This window comes from Sphingomonas sp. ACRSK (genome assembly GCF_022346685.1).
Classification (GTDB): Bacteria; Pseudomonadota; Alphaproteobacteria; order Sphingomonadales; family Sphingomonadaceae; genus Sphingomonas; species Sphingomonas molluscorum.
Genome location: NZ_JAKRNR010000015.1, coordinates 69,543 through 88,813 on the forward strand (window position 1 = coordinate 69,543; position 19,271 = coordinate 88,813).

Consider the following 19,271-nt stretch of genomic DNA (forward strand, 5'->3'; position numbering starts at 1 on the left):
GTCATCTCCACAGCGGGCGAGGGACTCGGCCGTCCGTTGCTGCCGCCCTTCCGTACGTTGGTTGCGCTTTTATGACACTGCGCCGTCATCCGCCTTCGGCAAAATCACGGTGACCGTCGTTCCGACGCCGACTGTGCTTTCGATGTCGAGCCGCCCACGATGCCGCTCGACGATGTGGCGCACGATGGAAAGGCCAAGTCCCGTGCCGCCGACGGAACGGCTACGGCCCGCATCGACGCGGTAGAAGCGTTCCGTCAGGCGGGGCAGGTGCTTGGCAGGGATGCCTTCGCCCTGGTCCGTCACGCGAAGCCGGACCATGTCCTCCATCGGCTCCAGCTCCACGCGCACCGGCGTACCCGGGCGCCCATAAGCCATGGCATTGCCGACGAGGTTGTGGATCAGCTGCGACAGCTGCGCGCGGTCGCCCTTCACCGCCGGCACCTCCGCCACCTCCAACACCAGGTCGGCACCCCGGCCGCCGTGCAGGTCCACCAGCGCGCCGCGAACCTCCCGTACCAGCCCGTCGAGTGCGACCGTCGTGTCCGGCGCACGGAACTTGCCCGCCTCGATCCGCGACAGGGAGATTAGTTCGTCGATCAGCCGCTGCATGCGCCGGGTTTCGTCGAGCATGATGCCGAGGAAGCGGTTGCGCAGCTGCGGGTCCTCGCCCGCTTCCTCGCGCAGCGTCTCGGCAAAGCCGCGCAGCGAGGCGAGGGGGGTGCGCAGTTCGTGGCTGGCGTTCGCCACGAAATCGACGCGCATCCGCTCGGCGGCATAAAGCTGGGTTTCGTCGACGAGTTGCACCAGGCGCCGCTCGTCGCCCAAGGGCCGCACCCGCATCTCCCAGCGCTGCTCGCGCGTGCCGATGCCGACCAGGTGCGTCGTGCTGCCGGCGTCTTCCGCCGGGTCCGCGATCAGCCGCTCGGCAGCAGCAGGGTGGCGGATCGCGATGCGGACGTCCTGGCCGACGATATGGGCGCCCAGCAGCGTGCGTGCCGCCTCGTTCGCACAGGCCACGCGCGTGCCCGCCGTCACCAGCACCGGCCCCGCAAGCGCGTCGATCAGCGCCTGGACGCTCGGTTGCTCGGGACGGGAGCGGGTGGGAGGCCGCGGCACGCTTTCGGGCGCCTCGCCCGATGCTGCGATCAGGACGGCCGCGAGCCCGGCAACCGCGGCCACGACGACCGCATTGATGTCGGCGCCCAGCAGGAAACCGGCCGCGGCACCGCCAATCGCGACCCCCGCGGCGACGAGCGTGCGAATCCCTGAACCGATGGCCATGGGCGCCCTATAGGCCAGCCGGGGGCCAGCGGAAACGTCCCGCGGCGATACGGCGTATCCCGAGGCGGCCCCGTGCTTGGGGATTGCGCATTCGCCTCGCTTCCAACACACAGGCCCTCGTGAGCGACGAGCAGACACCCGAGGGCGAAGGCGCCCGCTCTGGCCTGGGCCGACGCACGCTGCTGTTGGGGGCGGCTGGCGCCTCTGCGGTGGTGTCGATCCGCCCGGCACTGGCGAACACCGCCGCGTCGGTGTCGCTGTGCGAGATCCCGGTGCCCGATCCCGGCCGCGCGGGCAGCTATGTCGCGCCCAACGGCGACCTGGTGCCGCCGGGCACCCGCGGCGCCTATCCGGCCGCCCGCCGGCCGTTCAAGGCCGCGGACGTGAAGCGCGCGCTCAACAACGGCATCAACCTGCCGGGCACCACCAGCGACCAGTCGCGCGCCTACACCAACTACATCCGCCGCCTGCAGTCGGGAACGAGCGGGTTCACCTGCTTCGCCTCCCTGCAGATGCCGCGCGGCTGAACGGCCCCGCGGCGTCCACCCGCATGGAGGCGGAGGCAGGCGACGGCCCGGTGCGGTTCCGCGCGCCGCCGGCGGGCGTGCTGCGCATCGTGCCGCTCGACGAACTCACGGCGATCTATCACCGTGCTTCCGGCCAGACCCACCTGGTCGCGCCTCCCGTGCCGGAGATTCTGGCCGCCCTGGCCCAAGCACCCGCCTCACTCGAAGAACTGCTCGCCCGGCTGGGGGCCTGCTACGACCTTGCCGATCCGGACGCGGAAGCTTTGGGCGCTCGCGTCGCCGAACTGGTCGGCCTCGGCCTGGTGCAGCGCGGGTGAGGCACGCCTTCCAGCTGCGGATCGGCCCAGTCGGCTTTCGGGTCGGTGCCGATGGGCGCGAACCCATTGACACGCTGGCCGCGCTGTACGACGACTATCCCAAGCCGCACGACGGCATCCCCGATTTCTCCGTTCGCCTGCTCGCCGGCCGCCGCTGGCGGCGGTGGGTGCGGCCCTCGATCACGATCGGCGGTGACTATGTCCTGCCCGACGCCGCCCCCTTGCCGCTGCCGCTCGGGCTGCTCGCGGCCGAGATGGGCATGAACCTGCAGATGGCGCTCGGCCAGCGCCGCTACCTCCTGCTGCATGCCGCGACGGTCGAGCGCGACGGCCAGGCGCTGCTGATGACGGGCGTCTCGGGCGCCGGCAAGTCGACGCTTGCCGCATTGCTGATGGCACGCGGCTGGCGGCTGATGGGCGACGAGTTCGCGCTGCTCGATCCCGCCACCGGTCTGGTGCACGGTTTCCCGAGGCTGGTGAGCCTCAAGAACCAGGCGATCGGTGTCGTCGAACAGGCGCTGCCGGCGGGCAGGTTCGGCCCGCTCCAGCCGGACACCCCCAAGGGCGACATCCGCCACCTGAAGCCGGATGGCGCTTCGGTCGCGACCATGGACGTGCCCGCGCAACCGGCGGCGATCCTCTTCCCCAGCTTCGGCCACGCGCCCGACGTGCGGCCGGTGCCGCCTGCCGAGACCTTCGTGCGGCTGACCCAGGCCTCGACCAACTATGTCGCGCTCGGAGAGCGGGGCTTCGACGCGCTCACCCGTCTCGTCGCAACGGTGCCCGCGCAGGCCATCGACTATCCGGACACCGAGACTGCCCTGGCCATGGTGGAGCGGTTGTGGGAAGAGGCCACGTGAGCGGCGCCACGCTGGTCCGGGCCCTCCGCGATCCCGCCAGGACCCGCGAGCTGGACGCCGCCGGCTGGACCGGCCTCATCGCCGCGGCGCGCGCGGAACAGATCCTCGGCACGCTCGCCCACCGGCTGCATGGGCTTCCCATGCCCGCCACCGTCGAGTGGATCCTGGCGGACGCCCGCGCCGCGGCCGAGCAAGGCCGCACGCTCGCGCTGTGGGAGGCGGAGATGGCGGCACAGGCGCTGCTGCCGCTCGGCATTCCCGTCGTGTTGCTCAAGGGCACCGCCTATGTCGCCGCCGGCCTTTCGGCGGGGCAGGGGCGAAGCATCGGCGACCTCGATATCCTTGTGCCCCGTGACGCGCTCGACGCGGTCGAGGCGGCGCTGCTGGCGGCCGGATGGGAGTGGGTGAAGCCCGACGCCTATGACGACGCCTATTACCGGCGCTGGATGCACGAGCTGCCGCCGCTGATCCACCGCGAACGCGACCGGATGATCGACGTGCACCACACGATCCTCCCCCTGACGGCGCGCCCCAGCCCAAACGCAGACGCGTTGCTGGCAGACAGCGTGCCGCTCGCAAATGGCCTGTGCGTGCTGTCGGCTGAAGACATGGTCTGCCACGCCGTCGCGCACCTGTTCGCCGACGGCGATCTTGCCGGCGGGCTCCGGAACCTCTGGGATATTCACTGCCTGCTCGACGCCTTCGAAGCGCCCGAGGCGCTGGCGCGGCTGCGAGCACGCGCATCGCTGCACCAGATCGCGACGCATCTGGAACGGGCGTTGCGCTTGGGGCAAGCGCTGTACGGAGAAGGGGCGCGATTGAGCGCTTCCGATCGCCTCTACGTCCGCCGGCTGCTCGCTCGCGACGAGTGGGGGCGACCGACTGCCAGGGCGACGCGCACCGCCTTCTACCTTCGCTCGCACCTGCTGCGCATGCCGCCGGGGATGCTCGCCCGCCACCTGTGGACGAAGTGGCGCAAGGGACATCGGGTCACGCCCTGACGATCACTCCGTGACGATCACCGCCTCGTGCTTGATCGGGAACTGGACCGAACGCGCGAGGAAGCACAGCCGAGCGGCTTCCTCGTGCAGCGCGCGGGCATGCTGTACATTGTCGCCCGCGCCGATGGTGACTTCCGGCCGCAGCGTCACCTGCGCGAACTGGCCGGAGCCGTCGGCATTCTCCGCCATCACGCCGGTCGCCGCATCGCGATAGGCGAGCACGCGAATGCCCGCGCTTGCGCAGAGGTGGAGGTACCAGAGCTGGTGACACGCGGCGAGCGCACCGACCAGCATCTCCTCGGGATTCCAGCGGCTCGGATCGCCGCGGAAATCCGGATCGGACGAACCCGCGATGTCGGGCTTGCCGGGCGTGGTCAGCAGGTGATCGCGGCTATAGCCGGCATAGCTCTCGGTGCCCGACCCGGTGTTGCCGGTCCATTCGACGGCCACGGCGTAGCGATGCTCCCGGCTGGCCACCTATGGCCTCAGTGGTAGCGGTCAGCGGTGCGGTCGCGCGAACTGTTGGGCGCGATCTTCGCCTCCGCAGCCATATAGGCTTCCCAGTCGCGAATGTCGGGCAGGGAGGGGATGCACACCGGCTCCTCCATCTCCAGCGCCCGTAGCGACGCGACCACCAGGTCGTCCGCCTGCATCACGCGCTCCGGCGGGAAGTTCTCGATGGCATTGCCCGCCACCGCGTGGAAGTCGGTCGCAATCACGCCGGGGATCAGCAGCTGCACCCTGACGCCGCTGTCCGCCAAGTCTAGCTGCATGGTGCGGGTGAAATAGGCGACGAACGCCTTGGTCGCGCCATAGCCGGCGTTACCGGCGAACTGCATGAACAGCGTGCCCGAGCCGACGTTGATGATGGTGCCGCGGCCCTCGCTACGCATCCGCGCCGCCGCGGCGTTGGCGAGCCGCGCGAAGGCAAGCACGTTCACCCGGATCATCGACTCCAGGGCGGCCGCATCGAGGCCGCCGACCGCGCCCCGCGCGGCGAAGCCGGCGTTGTTGACGAACAGGTCGATCGGATCGCCTTCCGCCAGCCGGGCTTCGACCGCGGCGACGCCTTCCGGCGTCTCCAGGTCGGCGGGCAGCACCTCGACCACGATGTCGTGCGCCTCGCAGAGTTCCTCCGCGAGCGCCTCCAGCCGATCGGCGCGGCGGGCGACCAGCACCAGGTCGTGGCCGGTGCGGGCGAGGTGGGTGGCGAAGCTCTTGCCAATGCCGGCGGAGGCGCCAGTGACCAGGGCGGCGGGGCGGGTGGGATTGCTCATGGGCGGCTCAACGCGCGACCGCGCCCAGCCGCTCCAGCACCGGCAGCAATTCGTCGTACCCGTCGATCACCGCGTCCGCCTCCAGCTCCTCGACCGGCTGCATCAGGAAGCCGAAGCTGCATGCGACGGAGGGGATGCCGGCGTTGCGCGCGGCGCCCGTGTCGTAGATCGAATCCCCAACGAACGCGGCGCGCCCGCCGCCGCAGCGCCGGATCATCTCGTCGATCGGCGCGCGGTGCGGCTTGCCGAAGCCCTTGCCCATGGTGTCGCCCCCGATCAGGCAGGCAAAGCGATCGCGAATGCCGAGCTCGTGCAGCAGCTGTTCCGCAAGCACCTCCAGCTTGTTGGTAACGACCGCCACCTTCACGCCGCGTGCCTCCAACGCATTGATCGCGTCCATAGCGCCGGGGAACGGCGCACTCTCGACCGCGATGTGGCTCTCATAATGGTCGAGCAGCAGGCGGTAGAGCCGGTCGAGTTCCATTTCGGAACAGCCGCCGGTGCTCGCCATCCCCTGCATCAACATATGTCGCGCGCCGCCGCCGATCATGGTGCGCACCGCGTCGCGCGCCAGCAGGGGGCGGCCGGCGTCGGCAAGCGCATGGTTGAGCGCATTGGCAAGATCGCCGCTGGTGTCCACCAGCGTGCCGTCCAGGTCGAAGCCGACGATGTCGAAAGGGAAAGCCGTCATGACTGGGCTCATGCGGGCAAGGCACTGGCAAAGGCAAGATCGGCGTGGCAGGGCGCAGATGCCTCGGAGACGTTCATGACCCCTCGACCCATCGCCGCGATCATCCTTGCCGCCGGCAAGGGCACCCGCATGCAATCCGACTTGCACAAGGTGCTCCATCCCGTCGCCGGCCGCCCCATGCTGCTGCACCTGGTCGACAGCGTCGCCGCGCTGGCGCCGGACCGCACCGTGGTGGTGGTGGGTGCCGGCCGCCAGCAGGTGGAGGCCGCCGTGGCCCCGCTCGGCGTGGCCACCGCGCACCAGGCGCAACAGCTCGGCACCGGCCATGCGGTCGCCCAGGCGGAGGCTGCGCTCGACGGGTTCGATGGCGACGTGCTGGTCCTCTACGGCGACGTACCTCTGGTCTCGACCGCGACCATGCGGCGGATGCTGGATCGCCTGCACGGGGAAGACGCGCCCGCGACGGTCGTGCTCGGCTTCCGTCCCGCAGATCCGGGCGCCTACGGCCGGATCCTCGCCGAGGGCGACCGCATCGTGAAGATGGTCGAGTTCAAGGACGCCACGCCCGAAGAGCGCGCGCAGACCCTGTGCAATTCGGGCCTGATGGCGGTGCGCTCGTCGGATCTGTTCGCACTGCTCGCCCGCGTGGGGAACGACAATGCCGCGGGCGAATATTACCTGCCCGACGTGGTCATGCTGGCCGCTGCCGACGGGCGTCCCTCGGCAGTGATCGAGACCGATGCGGCAGAGGTGGCCGGCGTCAACAGTCGCGCCGAGCTCGCCGGGATCGAGGCTGCGTGGCAGGCGACGCGCCGTGCGCGCGCGATGGCGGAGGGGGCCACGCTGATCGCGCCGGAAACCGTCTGGTTCGCGCATGATACCCAGATCGGCCGCGACGTCCTGATCGAGCCGAACGTCGTGTTCGGCCCCGGAGTCCGTGTGGCCAACGCGGTGACGATACGGGCGTTCAGCCATCTGGAAGGCGCAAGCGTAGGAGAGGGCGCGGAGATCGGCCCCTATGCACGGCTGCGACCGGGGGCAGTCCTGGAGCCGGAGGCGAAGGTCGGCAATTTCGTCGAGATGAAGAATGCGGTGCTCGGCCGCGGCGCCAAGGCCAATCACCTGACCTATCTTGGCGATGCGGAGGTCGGCGCGGGCGCGAACATCGGTGCGGGCACGATCACCTGCAACTACAACGGCTTCCTCAAGAACCGCACGCGCATCGGCGAGGGAGCGTTCATCGGCTCGAACAGCGCGCTGGTGGCGCCGGTCACGATCGGTGCCGGGGCGATGGTGGCGGCCGGGTCGGTCATCACCCGCGACGTGGAGCCGGATGCGCTGGCGGTGGCGCGGGGAAGCCAGGAGGTGCGGTCCGGCTGGGCCGCACGGTTCCGAGAAAAGATGGCGGCACTGAAGGCCGCGGGGAAGCGATAGTATGTGCGGAATTGTGGGTATCATCGGCGGCGGCGATGTCGTGGACAGCCTGGTCGACGGACTGCGGCGGCTCGAGTATCGCGGCTATGACTCGGCCGGGGTCTGCACCGTCCACGACGGCGTGCTCGATCGCCGTCGCGCCGAGGGCAAGCTCGCCAACCTGATCCGCCAAGTGCGCGAGGCGCCGCTCCCCGGCGCCACCGGCATCGCCCACACCCGCTGGGCGACCCATGGCGCGCCGACCACGGCCAACGCGCATCCCCATGCCACCGACGAGGTGGCGCTGGTCCACAACGGCATCATCGAGAATTTCAAGCCGCTGCGCGACGCCCTGATCGCCCGCGGGCGCGAGTTCCACAGCCAGACCGACAGTGAGGTCGTCGCCCATCTCGTGAGCGAGCGGATCGAGGCCGGCGATAGCCCGCAGGATGCGGTCAAGGCGGTGCTGCCCCAGCTCCATGGCGCCTTTGCCCTCGCGATCCTGTTCCGGCAGTTCCCGGACCTGCTGATCGGCGCGCGCCTCGGTTCGCCGCTGGTGGTCGGCTATGGCGACGGCGAAACCTATCTGGGATCGGACGCGCTCGCGCTGGCACCGCTAACCCAACGCATCTCCTATCTGGAAGAGGGCGACTGGGTGGTCCTGACCCGCGAGGGCGCGCAGGTTTACGACAAGGACAACAACCCGGTGGAGCGGCCGATCACGATCAGCGGCGTCACCGGTGCGCTGATCGACAAGGGCAACCACCGCCACTTCATGCTCAAGGAGATCTACGAGCAGCCGGTGGTCGTCGCCCAGACGCTGCGGTCGTACCTCCGCCCGGTCGAGGAAAAGGTCGCGCTGCCGGACATGGATTTCGACCTGTCCAGTGTCGAGCGGGTCGCGATCGTCGCCTGCGGCACCGCCTCCTACGTCGGGATGATCGGCAAATACTGGATCGAGAAGTTCGCGCGCCTCCCTGTCGAGGTCGATGTGGCGTCCGAGTTCCGTTACCGCGACCCGGTGCTGCTGCCCAACACGCTGGGCGTGGTCGTCTCCCAGTCCGGCGAGACCGCGGATACGCTGGCGGCGCTGCGCCACATGAAGGCGAATGGCGTCACCACTGCCGGCATCATCAACGTGCCGACGAGTTCCATGGCGCGCGAGGTCGACCTGCTGCTGTCGACTCACGCCGGGCCGGAGATCGGCGTCGCCTCCACCAAGGCATTTTCCTGCCAGCTGGCGGTGATGGCGGCGCTCGCGGTCAACCTCGCCTGTGCCAAGGGCAAGCTGACGCCGGACGAAGAGCGGGAGATCGTGCGCCACCTCGTCGAAGCGCCTGCGGCCATCAACGCCGCGCTCGACCACGACTCCGAGATCCAGCGGATGGCAGGCACCATCGCGGGCGCACGCGACGTCCTCTATCTGGGCCGCGGGCCAGATTACCCGCTCGCCCTTGAGGGCGCCCTCAAGCTCAAGGAAATCAGCTACATCCATGCCGAAGGCTATGCCTCCGGCGAGATGAAGCACGGCCCAATCGCCCTGATCGACGAGCATGTGCCGCTGATCGTGCTCGCGCCGTCGGGACCGCTGTTTGAAAAGACAGTGTCCAACATGCAGGAGGCGCAGGCGCGTGGTGCGCAGGTGGTGCTGATCTCGGACGCGGACGGTCTGGCGCTGGCCGGCGAGGATGCGGTCGCGACCATCGAGATGCCGAAGGTTCATCCGCTGATCGCACCGCTGGTCTATTCGGTGCCCGTCCAGCTGCTCGCCTATCACGTCGCAGTGGCGAAGGGGACCGACGTCGACCAGCCGCGCAACCTCGCCAAGTCCGTCACGGTCGAATAGCTTGGAGGCGGTCGCCGCAGAAAAAAACCAATCCGGCGCGACGTTTACCTCGCTGTAACGCGCCGCCCGTTAAGCTTCCGTCCATTTGGTGAGGGAGTCGGGCCGCGGTGCGGGTACTGATTGTAGACGACGAACCGGCGATGCACGAATCCTACCGGCATGCGTTCCGCAGGCCGGAGGGGGAGCGCTCCCTGTCCGCCATGGCGGCCGAGCTCTTCGAGGAAGGTGACGCCGGGGCTGCGCCTCTAGAGCCGGCTGCGGAACTCGAACTCGTCCATGTTTCCCAGGGGCTGGAGGCAGTCGCCGAGGTCGAAGACGCCGTCCGCGCCGGCAGGCCGTTCGCCGTGGCGTTCATCGATGTCCGCATGCCGCCCGGCATCGACGGCAAGGAAACGGCGCAGCGGATCCGCGCCATCGATCCGGACGTGAGCCTGGTGATCGTCACCGGCTTCTCGGACTTCGCGCCGGCCGAGATTTTCCGCGCGGCCGGTCCGGCCGACAAGATCTTCTACATCGCCAAGCCGTTCGAGGCGGTCGAGGTGGTGCAGACCGCAACCGCGCTCGCGCACCGCTGGCAGCTGGACCGGGAGCTCGCGGCGACCCGCGCGGCGCTGGCGGAAAAGGTCGTGCAACTCGAGGAACAGGCGCGGGAGCTCGCCGCGAACGAGAGCAAGGCGGCTCATATCGCCAGCCACGACCCCCTGACCGAAGCCCCCAACCGGCTCGCCTTCCTGCGCGCGCTCAGCGAACGCGTGCATGTGCCGGGCTGCTTCGCGGTGGCGATGCTCGACATCGACCGGTTCAAGACGATCAACGACACCTTCGGCCATTTCGCCGGCGATGAAGTGATCCGCACCGTCTGCAACTTCCTCTCCGAGCAGATCGGCGAGGAGGGCTTGGTTGCCCGGCTGGCCGGTGACGAATTCGGGTTGATGATGTCCGTGTCCGGTGAGGACGAGGCGGTGATGCGCTGCGAGCGGCTGCTGCGCGCCTGCTCGGGCACGCTCAGCATCTTTGGCCAATCGGTGCAGAACACCGCCTCGATCGGCCTCGTGGTGGCCGACGCGGATCATGAGCGCGACTCGGTCGACATCATGCGCCGTGCAGACCTGGCGCTGAACGAGGCGAAGCGCGCAGGGCGGAACCTGGTCCGGGTGTTCGATCAGAGCATGGACGAGTCGGTCCGCTTCCGCCGCCAGATCGAGACCGGGCTCGGCCAAGCGATGGCCAACGGCGAATTGTCGCTGGTCTATCAGCCGATCTTTGCGCGCGGCGGATTGGAAGTGGTCGCGTTCGAGGCGCTGCTGCGCTGGTGCAGCCCCGAACATGGCATGATTTCTCCGGGCATGTTCATCCCCGTGGCCGAGGAGAGCGGCCTGATCCACGACCTCGGCGACTGGGTCGTGGAGGAAGCGCTGGAGGCGGCGAAGCGCTGGCCCGGACAGTTCGTTTCGGTGAACTTCTCCCCGCGCCAGTTCCGCCGGCAGAATTTCGTCGCGCAACTGGTGGCGCAGGTCCAGCGGGCCGGCGTTTCCCCGAACCAGCTGCAGATCGAGATCACCGAGACGGCGCTTGCCGAAAACGCCGAACGTGCCGCCGACACCCTCTACCGGTTGCGGCAGATGGGGTTCCGCGTCGCGATCGACGATTTCGGTACCGGCTACTCCAGCCTGTACAACATCCGCACCTTCGCGCTCGATACGCTGAAGATCGACAGCAGCTTCGTGGACGGCATGGGACGGGAGCGCGAGTCCGCCGCGATCGTGCACTCGATCATCCACCTGGGCCGTGCGCTGGGCCTGGAGGTCGTGGCGGAGGGCGTCGAGAACGAGACGCAGCTCCAGGCGCTGCGCCTGGCAGGCTGTTCTCAGGTCCAGGGCTATTACCTTTCTCCGCCGCTGGTCGCCGATGATGCCGTGCGGTTGGCCCAGGGCGGGAGCGTGCTCGAACCGCAGACCCCCTGCGCACCCGAGGCGCAGGTGCCGGGTACCGGCACCACCGGCTGATGCCGCGGCGCCGGCGTGCGCGTCAGGGCTGGCGCCGGCACCTGCGTCGGGCGGGCCCGACGTCCCTGTCCGGCAAGCTCGTGTGGATCCTCACCGGCATTGGTGTGGCGGGCACGCTCGGCATCGCCCTGATGCTGACGCTGGTGCTCACCCCCGGCTTTCGCCAGTTGGAGGATCAGGCGATCCAGCGTGAGACGGAGCGCGCCGCCGCCGTGCTCGACACGCTGCGCCTGCAGGTCGAGGCGGCCGCGCGCACCGTCGGCGAGACCGGCGACGGCCAGGAATCGGCCCTGCATCTGTTGGAGGAAAGCCGGCGCGCCCGGCTGCTCGTGCCGGATGATCCGCTCGATGCCCGTCGCACGGCCGAGGCCTTGCGTGGCATCGATCCGGTTGCAGCCCTGTCGGACGCGGACGCCGGCAGCTTCTTCGTCTCCAACGGCGGCACGTTGAGCGCCGTCGGCATCGCCCGTGTGCTCGCGCGCCCATCTGCCGTCCCCACCTATGTCGCGGTTGCCGAGCCCGTGCATCGCGCCCAAATCCAGCAGCGCCTCCAGCGCGCGGTCCGGCTCGTGCCGATGGGTGCCGCCACTCCGCGGGTGGACCGGCACCGCGACGGCCTCGACCTCCGCGTGCCTGTCCCCGGCTGGGACGGCCGCCCCGTCGCGGGCGTCGCCTTCTCCATCGATCGGAACCTCTGGGGGCTCGGTAGCAAGCTGCTGATGTACGCCGCCGCGGGTGTCACCGCGCTGATGCTCCTGCTCCTCATCATGCTGCGGCGCATCTTCCACCGGCTGGTGCTGCAACGGCTGCACTCGGTCGAGCGGCACATGCACCAGATCGGCGACTCCGGCTCGATGGCGACGCTCCCGGATCCGGTCACCCGGGATGAAATCGGCTCGCTCGTGGCCAGCTTCAATGCCATGCTTGGCCAACTCGCCAGCCTCCGCGAGCAGCTGGAAGTGCAGTCCTTCCGTCTCGGCCGGACCGAAAGTGCGGAAGCCGCGATGCACAATGTCCGCAACGCGCTGAACCCGATCAGCACCATCCTGTCGAAGGGGCTCACCCACGCGCTGCCCATCGAGCCGGCCACGATCGACCGCGCGCTGAACGAGCTCGGCGAGCCGGGGATCGAGCCCGAGCGCCAGGCGAAGCTCGCCGCGTTCCTGCGCGCTGCGCTCGACGCCGAGCGGAGCGCGCGCGCGGAGCGGCTCTCCCAGCTCGAAATGGGGCGGGACGCGCTGCAGAATGTGCTGGAGATCATCGGCAGCCGCTCTCAACGGGATCAGGACCGGCTCCCGCTTGAGGTCTGCGACGTCACCCAGTTGATCGCCCGCAACGGCGCGATCGCCCGCTATTCGCGCGAGTTGTCCATCGCCACCGTGTTTCCCTCCAAGTCCTGCCTGGTGCGCGCGAACCGGGTGATTCTGAGCCAGGTCATCGGAAACCTCTTCTCCAATGCGGCGGAGTCGATCGCAGCCGCAGGAACGCCCGGCGCCAGCATTCGCGTCTCCATCACCGAACGGGAGGGTCGCGTAGAGGTGGTCATCCGCGACAATGGCGAGGGCTTCGACCCCGCGGATGCACCGGCGTTGTTTCAGCGCGGCTTTTCGACCCGCAAGAACCGCTCCGGCGGCCTCGGGCTGCACTGGTGCGCGACGTCGATGATGGCGATGGGCGGTGCGCTTCGGCTGGAGAGCGAGGGCTGGGGGAAGGGAGCGCGCGCGGTGCTGACGCTCCAGCGGGCGCAGGCGCCGGCCCAAGCGCCGGAAATCGCCGCCTGAAGAGCCCGGCGCCTGTTGCCTCCTTCCAGACTTTGGTAGGGGGGCGACGAGACGGAATGCCGCATCCGCGCGATGCGGTCGCGCGCCGCCGAGGCGGCGGGCGCATCGAAGAGAGGATGCACGGTGACGGCGATTTCCAAAGCAGGCTGGGCGGCGCTTGCGCTGTTGGCGGCGGCCGCGCTCGGCGTGGTCGCCTTTTCCCGCGGCGAGACGGTCAACGCGCTGTGGATCGTCGTCGCTGCGGTCGCGATCTACCTGATCGCCTATCGCTTCTACGCGCTCTACATCGCCCGCCATGTGATGCGGCTCGATCCCGCGCGCGCGACGCCTGCGGTCCGGCGCGCGGACGGGCTCGACTATGTCGCCACCGATCGCAACGTGCTGTTCGGCCACCATTTCGCGGCGATCGCCGGGGCGGGGCCGCTGGTGGGTCCGGTGCTCGCGGCGCAGATGGGCTACCTCCCCGGTACCCTGTGGATCCTGGCAGGCGTCGTGCTCGCGGGCGCGGTGCAGGACTTCATGGTGCTGTTCATCTCGATGCGGCGCGACGGCAAGTCGCTGGGCGAGCTGATCCGCATCGAAATGGGCCCGGTACCCGGCACCATCGCGCTGTTCGGCGCCTTCATGATCATGGTGATCATCCTCGCGGTGCTGGCGCTCATCGTGGTGCGCGCGCTCGCGGACAGCCCCTGGGGCATGTTCACGGTAGCGGCCACGGTGCCGCTCGCGATCCTGATGGGCATCTACACGCGCTGGCTGCGGCCGGGAAAGATCGGCGAGGTCTCGATCCTCGGCTTCGTGGGCCTGATCCTCGCGATCGTCTATGGCGGGCAGGTGGCGGCGTCGCCCACCTTCGGGCCGCTGTTTACCTTCTCGGCGGTCGAGCTGTGCTGGATCCTGATCGGCTATGGCGCGATCGCTTCCGTGCTGCCGGTGTGGCTGCTGCTGGCGCCCCGCGATTATCTCTCCACCTTCCTCAAGATCGGCGCGATCGCCGCGCTGGCGATCGGCATCGCGATCATGGCGCCGCCGCTGCGCATGCCTGCGGTCACCCAGTTCATCGACGGCAGCGGCCCGGTCTGGGCCGGCGCGCTGTTCCCGTTCCTGTTCATCACCATCGCCTGCGGCGCGGTCTCCGGCTTCCACGCGCTGATCGCGAGCGGCACCACGCCGAAGCTGATCGCCAGCGAAGGCGACGCGCCCTTCATCGGCTATGGCGCGATGCTGATGGAGAGCTTCGTCGCGATCATGGCGCTGGTCGGTGCCTCGATCCTCGATCCCGGCGTCTACTTTGCCATGAACAGCCCGGCGGCGGTGCTGGGCACCGACGTCCATTCCGCGGCCACGGCCGTCACGGCGATGGGCTTCCCGGTCACGGTCGAGACGCTTGCCCAGACCGCCCGCGACGTCGGCGAGACCACGATCGTCTCGCGCTCGGGCGGGGCGCCCACGCTGGCGGTCGCGATGGCGCACATCTTCAGCCATGTCGTGGGCGGCAAGGCGATGATGGCCTTCTGGTATCATTTCGCCATCCTGTTCGAAGCGCTGTTCATCCTGACCGCGGTGGACGCGGGCACGCGCGCGGGCCGCTTCATGCTCCAGGACCTGATCGGTCTGGTCGTCCCACGCTTCCGGGAGGCGTCGGCGATCGTGCCGGGCGTGGTCGCGACCGCGCTGTGCGTCGCCGCCTGGGGCTTCTTCCTCTACCAGGGTGTCACCGATCCGCTGGGCGGGGTGAACACGCTGTGGCCGCTGTTCGGCATTTCCAACCAGATGCTGGCGGCCGTGGCGCTGGTGCTGGCGACCGTCGTGCTGTTCCGCATGAAGCAGCAGCGCTTCGCCTGGGTGACGATGGTGCCGGCCGCCTGGCTGCTGGTCTGTACGGGCAGCGCGGGCTTGTTGAAGCTCTTCTCGGCCGATCCGAAGGTCGGGTTCCTGGCGCACGCGGCGCGGTACGGGGACGCGCTCACCAGCGGCCAGGTGCTGGCGCCTGCCAAGGACCTCGCCGAAATGCGCCGCATCGTGTTCAACGATCGCATCGATGCAGGGCTTTGCGCGATCTTCCTCGCGGTGGTCTTCTCGATCGTCTTCTACGGCATCCGCACCTGCCTCCAGGCGCGGCGGATCCCCCGGCCGAGCGTGACGGAGATCCCGCCGACGCTGGCGCGGGTGGAGGCGGCGGAATGAGCCGGCTCGCCGCCCTTGCGGCACGCGTGCGGGAAACGGCCCACCTGATGGTCGGCATGCCCTCCTATGCTGCCTATCGCCTGCACATGGAGCAGCATCACCCCGAGAGGCCGACCATGAGCGAGGCGGAGTTCTTCCGCGATCGGCAGCAGGCCCGCTACGGTGGCAAGAACGGCGGTCGCTGCTGCTGACCGGCGCGTTCGGCCCTTCGTGCGCCCCGGGGACCGTCAAACGGCTTGAGCCGGCCAGCCAAGCGTGTAGGGCCGCACGCCCATGTCGCACGCACGCCCCACCGCCCTCGGCCTAGATTTCGGCACCACCAACTCCGTCGCGGCGGTAGCCCGGGGCGGTGCGGCCGACCTCGTCCTGCTGGACGCCCCGGACGGGCCGGATGCGGTGTTCCGATCCGCGCTCTGCTTCTGGCAGGATGACGCGTTGCCCGGCGGCGTCGCGTCCGAGGCCGGGCCATGGGCCATCGCCGAGTATCTCGAATATCCGGAAGGCAGCCGTTTCCTCCAGTCGTTCAAGTCGGTCGCGGCAAGCAGCGCCTTCGAACAGGCGACCGTCTTCGATCGGCGCTACCGCTTCGAAGACCTCGGCCGTCTGTTCCTCGACAAGCTCGCAGCCCGGGCCGGTGGCGCGCTTGGCGGCATCGGCCGGGTCATCGTGGGCAGGCCGGTGGAATATGCCGGGCATCGTCCCGACGCCGCCCTGGCGCGCACCCGCTATGATGCGATGTTCGCCGCGCTGGGAGCGGAGATCCACTATGTCTACGAGCCGGTCGGCGCGGCGTTCAGCTACGCGGCGCGCATCGAGGATCCGGCCACCATCCTGGTCGCCGATTTCGGCGGCGGCACCAGCGACTTCTCGGTCGTCCGCATCGCGGCACCGGGCGCCGAGCGCCGGTGCGAGCCGCTCGGCCATGCCGGCGTCGGCATCGCCGGCGATCGCTTCGACTACCGCATCCTCGACCATCTCGTCCTGCCGCTCTTGGGCAAGGGCAGCAGCTATCGCTCGTTCGACAAGGTGCTGGAGATCCCGCGCGGCTATTTCACCGACTTCGCCGATTGGTCGCGGCTCGCGCTGATGCGCAACCGCCGCACGCTCGCCGAACTCGACAAGCTGCGCCGCAGCGCGCTCGATCCGGACGCGGTCGGGCGCATGATCGCGGTGATCGAGGAGGAGCAGGGCTTTCGCCTCTACGACGCGGTTGGCCGGGTGAAGCGCGACCTCTCTGCAGCGGAGAGTGCCAGCTTCCAATTCGCGGGCGGCGGGCTGTCGATCGAGGCGGAGGTCACGCGCGCGCAGTTCGAGGCTTGGATCGCGCCCGACGTCGCTCGCATCGAGGCGGCCGTCGACGCCGCCCTGGCAGCGGCCGGCGTGCCGCCGACTGCGATCGACCGCGTGTTCCTGACCGGCGGCACCTCGCTCACGCCCCGCATCCGGCGGCTCTTCACCGAGCGGTTCGGCGAGGAGAAGATCGCCAGTGGCGGCGAACTGACTTCCATCGCGCACGGCCTGGCATTGATCGGCGAGCAGGAGGATGTCGCTGCCTGGGCCGTCTGAGGCATCATCGCTGTAGAAGATGCGAGCAGAGTAGTTATGCTCCCCCTGGGGGCGGCCGTGGCGGGTGCTGCGGTCTGCGTCGGGGGAATGGGCGATGGAACGAGGGACCGGCACTTCGCAGCCGCTGGAGCCGGCCGAGCGGCACCAGCCGAGCTTCTCGCTCGGCAATCGGCTCTCGCGGGTGGGGTGGGGGCTCTGCTGGCTGTTGCTTGCCCGATGGACGCCGCCGCCGCTCCATCGCTGGCGTTGCATGTTGTTGCGCCTCTGGGGGGCGGAGATCGGCCGCGGTGCGCGCATCTATGGCTCGGTCCGGATCTGGCACCCTGGGAACCTCGAGGTCGGCGAGGGTTCGGTGCTCGGCCCCAGGGTCCGCTGCTACAACCAGGGGCGCATCACCATCGGGCGGTCGGTGGTCGTCTCGCAGGACGCGAGCCTCTGCGCCAGCACGCATGACGTGGTCGATCCCGTGTTCCCGCTCCGCCTGCGACCGATCCGGATCGAGGATCATGCGTGGATCGCAGCGGAAGCCTTTGTTGGGCCCGGTGTTCGGGTAGGGGCAGGCGCAGTGCTCGGCGCGCGGGGCGTGGCGATGCGCGACCTCGCGGCATGGACCTTCTTCTCCGGCAACCCGGCCCAACCGCTGAAGCCCAGGCCGCAGCTTCCACACTAACCAGAACGGTACGTTTCTTCTTTCCTACACAAGTGATTTTGGATCACACCTGCCGCGGATTTTCACCCTCGGGAGGCTCCGCATGTCTTCTTCCATCCCCATCGACGTACCCGCGCCGTTCGTCCCCGCAGTCGGACTATCGTTCGGACAACCGGGGGCCGATGCCGTGTTCGTGGATGCCGCCAATCCGATGCCGGTGCGGCTGGCGCGCGGCCGGGCTGCCGCATCGCCGTTGGCGGGGACCGCGTCCACGTCCGGCCGGGTCGGGCCATTCGTGCCGGAACTCGATCGCCCCATCCACCTCACCCTGTCCGGCAACTGGTCCGGCAGGGTGCGCGTGCTGCGATCCGTCGACGGCGGTACCACGCTCGACCCGCTGACGCTTGCCGGTGAGCCATGGGGCCTGTTCACGACCAACGCCAATGAACCGGTGGCGGAGGAAAGCGTCTCGGGCACGAGCTATTATCTCGAGCTTTCGCTGTTCAGCGGCGCGGTCACTTACCGGGTGGCGCAATGAGCGCGGACCTGCTGGCGCGCGGGATCGGTGCGCGCGCGCATGCCATCGCCCGACGCCACGCGCGCGAAACCGCGATGCGGGCTGCTGCCGCTATGCCCATCGGTCCGCTCCCCTGCTTCACCGTCGCGGCGAGCCCGCCGCTCATCACCACGACGGACGCTGCCGCGCCCACCATCTCCTCCGCCGTCCGGGTGACGGCGACCAACGCCTGCTTCCGCGTGACCGGCACGCCGATCGTGCCAGTGGCGGCCGATCCCTCCACCTTTGGCGCCTCGGACGGAGCAGGAGGCACCGGCTTCACGCGCCCGATCCAGTGGGAGTGGATGAGCGACGCTGCGCAAGTCGAACTGCTCGTGTTGAAGCACAATGCGTTGTTCGATCTCTTCGTCGACGGGCAGCTGGTCCAGGATGGCGCGTTCGCCACGCCCACGACGGGAGATCGGCGGCTGGTGAAGCTCGACTGGAGTGCCACCGGCGATCCCCGCCGCCCGCGGCACTACCGGCTGGCTGGGATCAACCTGCTGTTCGGTGGCCTCTATCTCGACCCTGCCGGTAGCGCCTGGTTCCCCGGCGGCTCGGCGCGACGCGGGCTCATCGCCATCGTCGGCGACAGCTATAGCCAGGGCACCGGCGCGCCTTCGGTGGCGCGGACCTGGGCGGCCGCTGCCGCCGCTCAGCTCCAGATGGATGCGTGGAGCGATGGCGTGGGCGGCGCCGGGTGGAACAGCGGGGGCGCGAATGTCCCGGCCTCGCGGGTGGCGAAGGGCGTCGCCGCCCTCACTCGGGCACCCGATCTGCTGGTGACTGCGATGGGCTACAACGACTTCGCCGCGGATGCTCCCGCCTTGGTCGGCCTGCGCGCGCGCTATGATGCATGCGTTGCCGCGATGCGGTCGGCGTGGCCGGCTGCCCGCATTGTCACGCTCGGACCTTGGACACCGCTTGGGCCCACGACGGCATTGGGGCGGGTCAAGGCGGCGCTGGTCGAGGCAGCGGCCGCCAACGGAGCGGCGTTTCTGGATATCGAGAACTTCGTCGGCGTCGGCAACCGCGGCATCTACACCGCGCCGGACAACGTCCACCCGACCGCAGCCGGCCACCTCTACCTCGGGCGCCGCATCGGGCAGGCGATCGCGGAGGCGCTGGCGTAGCCGGCTAGAGGGAAACGCCCGCCGGCCGCCCCCACGACGGTCGGCGGGCAGTCGCCGCCTGTCCGCCGTCAGCACCAATGGCACAGATTTGAGGTTGTGATTTAAGGAGGATCTGGGCTTCGTCGTAGTGACGAAGGAACGAAGATGAAGCCCAGATCCTCCAATGTAAAATCGCCCGCC

At 69.3% G+C, this 19,271-nt stretch carries 18 protein-coding genes; 14 read left to right on the forward strand and 4 right to left on the reverse strand.

Annotated elements, in window-relative coordinates:
- Positions 1-69: 69 nt before the first annotated feature.
- The gene (locus tag MHZ35_RS09980; RefSeq protein ID WP_239435459.1) at positions 70-1,281 is read right to left on the reverse strand and encodes an ATP-binding protein; all 1,212 of its coding nucleotides are present in this window, start codon (positions 1,279-1,281) and stop codon (positions 70-72) included.
- Between the two features lie 119 nt (positions 1,282-1,400).
- Here MHZ35_RS09980 and MHZ35_RS09985 point away from each other — a divergent pair, with 119 nt between their 5' ends.
- Genes MHZ35_RS09985 through MHZ35_RS10000 form a run of 4 tightly spaced genes read left to right on the forward strand, consistent with a single transcriptional unit; the run spans position 1,401 to position 3,986 of the window.
- On the forward strand, positions 1,401-1,808 hold the full coding sequence (locus MHZ35_RS09985; protein ID WP_239435460.1) for a hypothetical protein: 408 nt from the start codon (positions 1,401-1,403) through the stop codon (positions 1,806-1,808).
- A 23-nt stretch (positions 1,809-1,831) separates the two neighbouring features.
- The gene (locus tag MHZ35_RS09990) at positions 1,832-2,125 is read left to right on the forward strand and encodes an HPr-rel-A system PqqD family peptide chaperone (RefSeq protein ID WP_239435461.1); all 294 of its coding nucleotides are present in this window, start codon (positions 1,832-1,834) and stop codon (positions 2,123-2,125) included.
- Positions 2,122-2,985 (forward strand): HprK-related kinase A, encoded by an 864-nt coding sequence (locus MHZ35_RS09995; RefSeq protein WP_239435462.1) that lies wholly within the window; start codon positions 2,122-2,124, stop codon positions 2,983-2,985. Before MHZ35_RS09990 ends, MHZ35_RS09995 begins: the two co-directional genes overlap by 4 nt.
- Positions 2,982-3,986 carry a nucleotidyltransferase domain-containing protein gene (locus MHZ35_RS10000; protein ID WP_239435463.1) on the forward strand — a complete coding sequence of 335 codons (1,005 nt, stop codon included), beginning with the start codon at positions 2,982-2,984 and terminating at the stop codon, positions 3,984-3,986. The genes MHZ35_RS09995 and MHZ35_RS10000 overlap by 4 nt, the downstream gene beginning before the upstream one ends.
- Positions 3,987-3,989: 3 nt before the next feature.
- Here MHZ35_RS10000 and MHZ35_RS10005 read toward each other — a convergent pair whose 3' ends face one another.
- Genes MHZ35_RS10005 through MHZ35_RS10015 form a run of 3 tightly spaced genes read right to left on the reverse strand, consistent with a single transcriptional unit; the run spans position 3,990 to position 5,954 of the window.
- The gene (locus MHZ35_RS10005; protein ID WP_239435464.1) at positions 3,990-4,463 is read right to left on the reverse strand and encodes an OsmC family protein; all 474 of its coding nucleotides are present in this window, start codon (positions 4,461-4,463) and stop codon (positions 3,990-3,992) included.
- 8 nt (positions 4,464-4,471) lie between these two features.
- The gene (locus MHZ35_RS10010; RefSeq protein WP_239435465.1) at positions 4,472-5,263 is read right to left on the reverse strand and encodes an SDR family NAD(P)-dependent oxidoreductase; all 792 of its coding nucleotides are present in this window, start codon (positions 5,261-5,263) and stop codon (positions 4,472-4,474) included.
- Between the two features lie 7 nt (positions 5,264-5,270).
- Entirely contained in the window at positions 5,271-5,954 is a 684-nt protein-coding gene (locus tag MHZ35_RS10015; protein ID WP_239435466.1) for an HAD hydrolase-like protein, read from the reverse strand.
- A 75-nt stretch (positions 5,955-6,029) separates the two neighbouring features.
- Between MHZ35_RS10015 and glmU the strand changes: the two genes are divergently transcribed.
- The 10 genes from glmU (at position 6,030) to MHZ35_RS10065 (ending at position 19,091) form a co-directional block, all read left to right on the forward strand.
- A complete protein-coding gene (gene glmU / locus MHZ35_RS10020) occupies positions 6,030-7,388 on the forward strand; it encodes a bifunctional UDP-N-acetylglucosamine diphosphorylase/glucosamine-1-phosphate N-acetyltransferase GlmU (protein ID WP_239435467.1) in 1,359 nt (452 codons plus the stop codon).
- A 1-nt stretch (position 7,389) separates the two neighbouring features.
- On the forward strand, positions 7,390-9,213 hold the full coding sequence (glmS, locus tag MHZ35_RS10025) for a glutamine--fructose-6-phosphate transaminase (isomerizing) (protein WP_239435468.1): 1,824 nt from the start codon (positions 7,390-7,392) through the stop codon (positions 9,211-9,213).
- A 140-nt stretch (positions 9,214-9,353) separates the two neighbouring features.
- Positions 9,354-11,219, forward strand: a complete 1,866-nt coding sequence (locus tag MHZ35_RS10030; RefSeq protein ID WP_239435478.1) for a putative bifunctional diguanylate cyclase/phosphodiesterase — start codon at positions 9,354-9,356, stop codon at positions 11,217-11,219.
- Positions 11,219-13,000, forward strand: a complete 1,782-nt coding sequence (locus MHZ35_RS10035; protein WP_239435469.1) for an ATP-binding protein — start codon at positions 11,219-11,221, stop codon at positions 12,998-13,000. The genes MHZ35_RS10030 and MHZ35_RS10035 overlap by 1 nt, the downstream gene beginning before the upstream one ends.
- Before the next feature lie 132 nt (positions 13,001-13,132).
- Positions 13,133-15,187 carry a carbon starvation CstA family protein gene (locus MHZ35_RS10040; RefSeq protein ID WP_239435479.1) on the forward strand — a complete coding sequence of 685 codons (2,055 nt, stop codon included), beginning with the start codon at positions 13,133-13,135 and terminating at the stop codon, positions 15,185-15,187.
- The gene (locus MHZ35_RS10045) at positions 15,184-15,378 is read left to right on the forward strand and encodes a YbdD/YjiX family protein (protein WP_132882743.1); all 195 of its coding nucleotides are present in this window, start codon (positions 15,184-15,186) and stop codon (positions 15,376-15,378) included. The genes MHZ35_RS10040 and MHZ35_RS10045 overlap by 4 nt, the downstream gene beginning before the upstream one ends.
- Before the next feature lie 82 nt (positions 15,379-15,460).
- Positions 15,461-16,753, forward strand: coding sequence for an Hsp70 family protein (locus MHZ35_RS10050; RefSeq protein ID WP_239435470.1), 1,293 nt, complete (start codon positions 15,461-15,463; stop codon positions 16,751-16,753).
- Positions 16,754-16,847: 94 nt separating this feature from the next.
- Complete coding sequence (locus MHZ35_RS10055; protein WP_239435471.1) at positions 16,848-17,423, forward strand: putative colanic acid biosynthesis acetyltransferase; 576 nt, start codon at positions 16,848-16,850, stop codon at positions 17,421-17,423.
- A gap of 82 nt (positions 17,424-17,505) precedes the next feature.
- Positions 17,506-17,940 carry a hypothetical protein gene (locus MHZ35_RS10060; RefSeq protein WP_239435472.1) on the forward strand — a complete coding sequence of 145 codons (435 nt, stop codon included), beginning with the start codon at positions 17,506-17,508 and terminating at the stop codon, positions 17,938-17,940.
- Positions 17,937-19,091, forward strand: coding sequence for an SGNH/GDSL hydrolase family protein (locus MHZ35_RS10065; protein ID WP_239435473.1), 1,155 nt, complete (start codon positions 17,937-17,939; stop codon positions 19,089-19,091). Before MHZ35_RS10060 ends, MHZ35_RS10065 begins: the two co-directional genes overlap by 4 nt.
- Positions 19,092-19,271: the final 180 nt, after the last annotated feature.

Bases quoted from the DNA above. Each gene is read 5' to 3' on its own strand.
- glmS (WP_239435468.1), top strand. From the start codon at position 7,390: ATGTGCGGAATTGTGGGTATCATCGGCGGCGGCGATGTCGTGGACAGC.
- MHZ35_RS10015 (WP_239435466.1), bottom strand. From the start codon at position 5,954: ATGACGGCTTTCCCTTTCGACATCGTCGGCTTCGACCTGGACGGCACG.
- MHZ35_RS10010 (WP_239435465.1), bottom strand. From the start codon at position 5,263: ATGAGCAATCCCACCCGCCCCGCCGCCCTGGTCACTGGCGCCTCCGCC.
- MHZ35_RS10030 (WP_239435478.1), top strand. From the start codon at position 9,354: ATGCACGAATCCTACCGGCATGCGTTCCGCAGGCCGGAGGGGGAGCGC.
- glmU (WP_239435467.1), top strand. From the start codon at position 6,030: ATGACCCCTCGACCCATCGCCGCGATCATCCTTGCCGCCGGCAAGGGC.
- MHZ35_RS10065 (WP_239435473.1), top strand. From the start codon at position 17,937: ATGAGCGCGGACCTGCTGGCGCGCGGGATCGGTGCGCGCGCGCATGCC.
- MHZ35_RS09980 (WP_239435459.1), bottom strand. From the start codon at position 1,281: ATGGCCATCGGTTCAGGGATTCGCACGCTCGTCGCCGCGGGGGTCGCG.
- MHZ35_RS09990 (WP_239435461.1), top strand. From the start codon at position 1,832: ATGGAGGCGGAGGCAGGCGACGGCCCGGTGCGGTTCCGCGCGCCGCCG.
- MHZ35_RS10055 (WP_239435471.1), top strand. From the start codon at position 16,848: ATGGAACGAGGGACCGGCACTTCGCAGCCGCTGGAGCCGGCCGAGCGG.
- MHZ35_RS10035 (WP_239435469.1), top strand. From the start codon at position 11,219: ATGCCGCGGCGCCGGCGTGCGCGTCAGGGCTGGCGCCGGCACCTGCGT.
- MHZ35_RS10045 (WP_132882743.1), top strand. From the start codon at position 15,184: ATGAGCCGGCTCGCCGCCCTTGCGGCACGCGTGCGGGAAACGGCCCAC.
- MHZ35_RS10060 (WP_239435472.1), top strand. From the start codon at position 17,506: ATGTCTTCTTCCATCCCCATCGACGTACCCGCGCCGTTCGTCCCCGCA.
- MHZ35_RS10050 (WP_239435470.1), top strand. From the start codon at position 15,461: ATGTCGCACGCACGCCCCACCGCCCTCGGCCTAGATTTCGGCACCACC.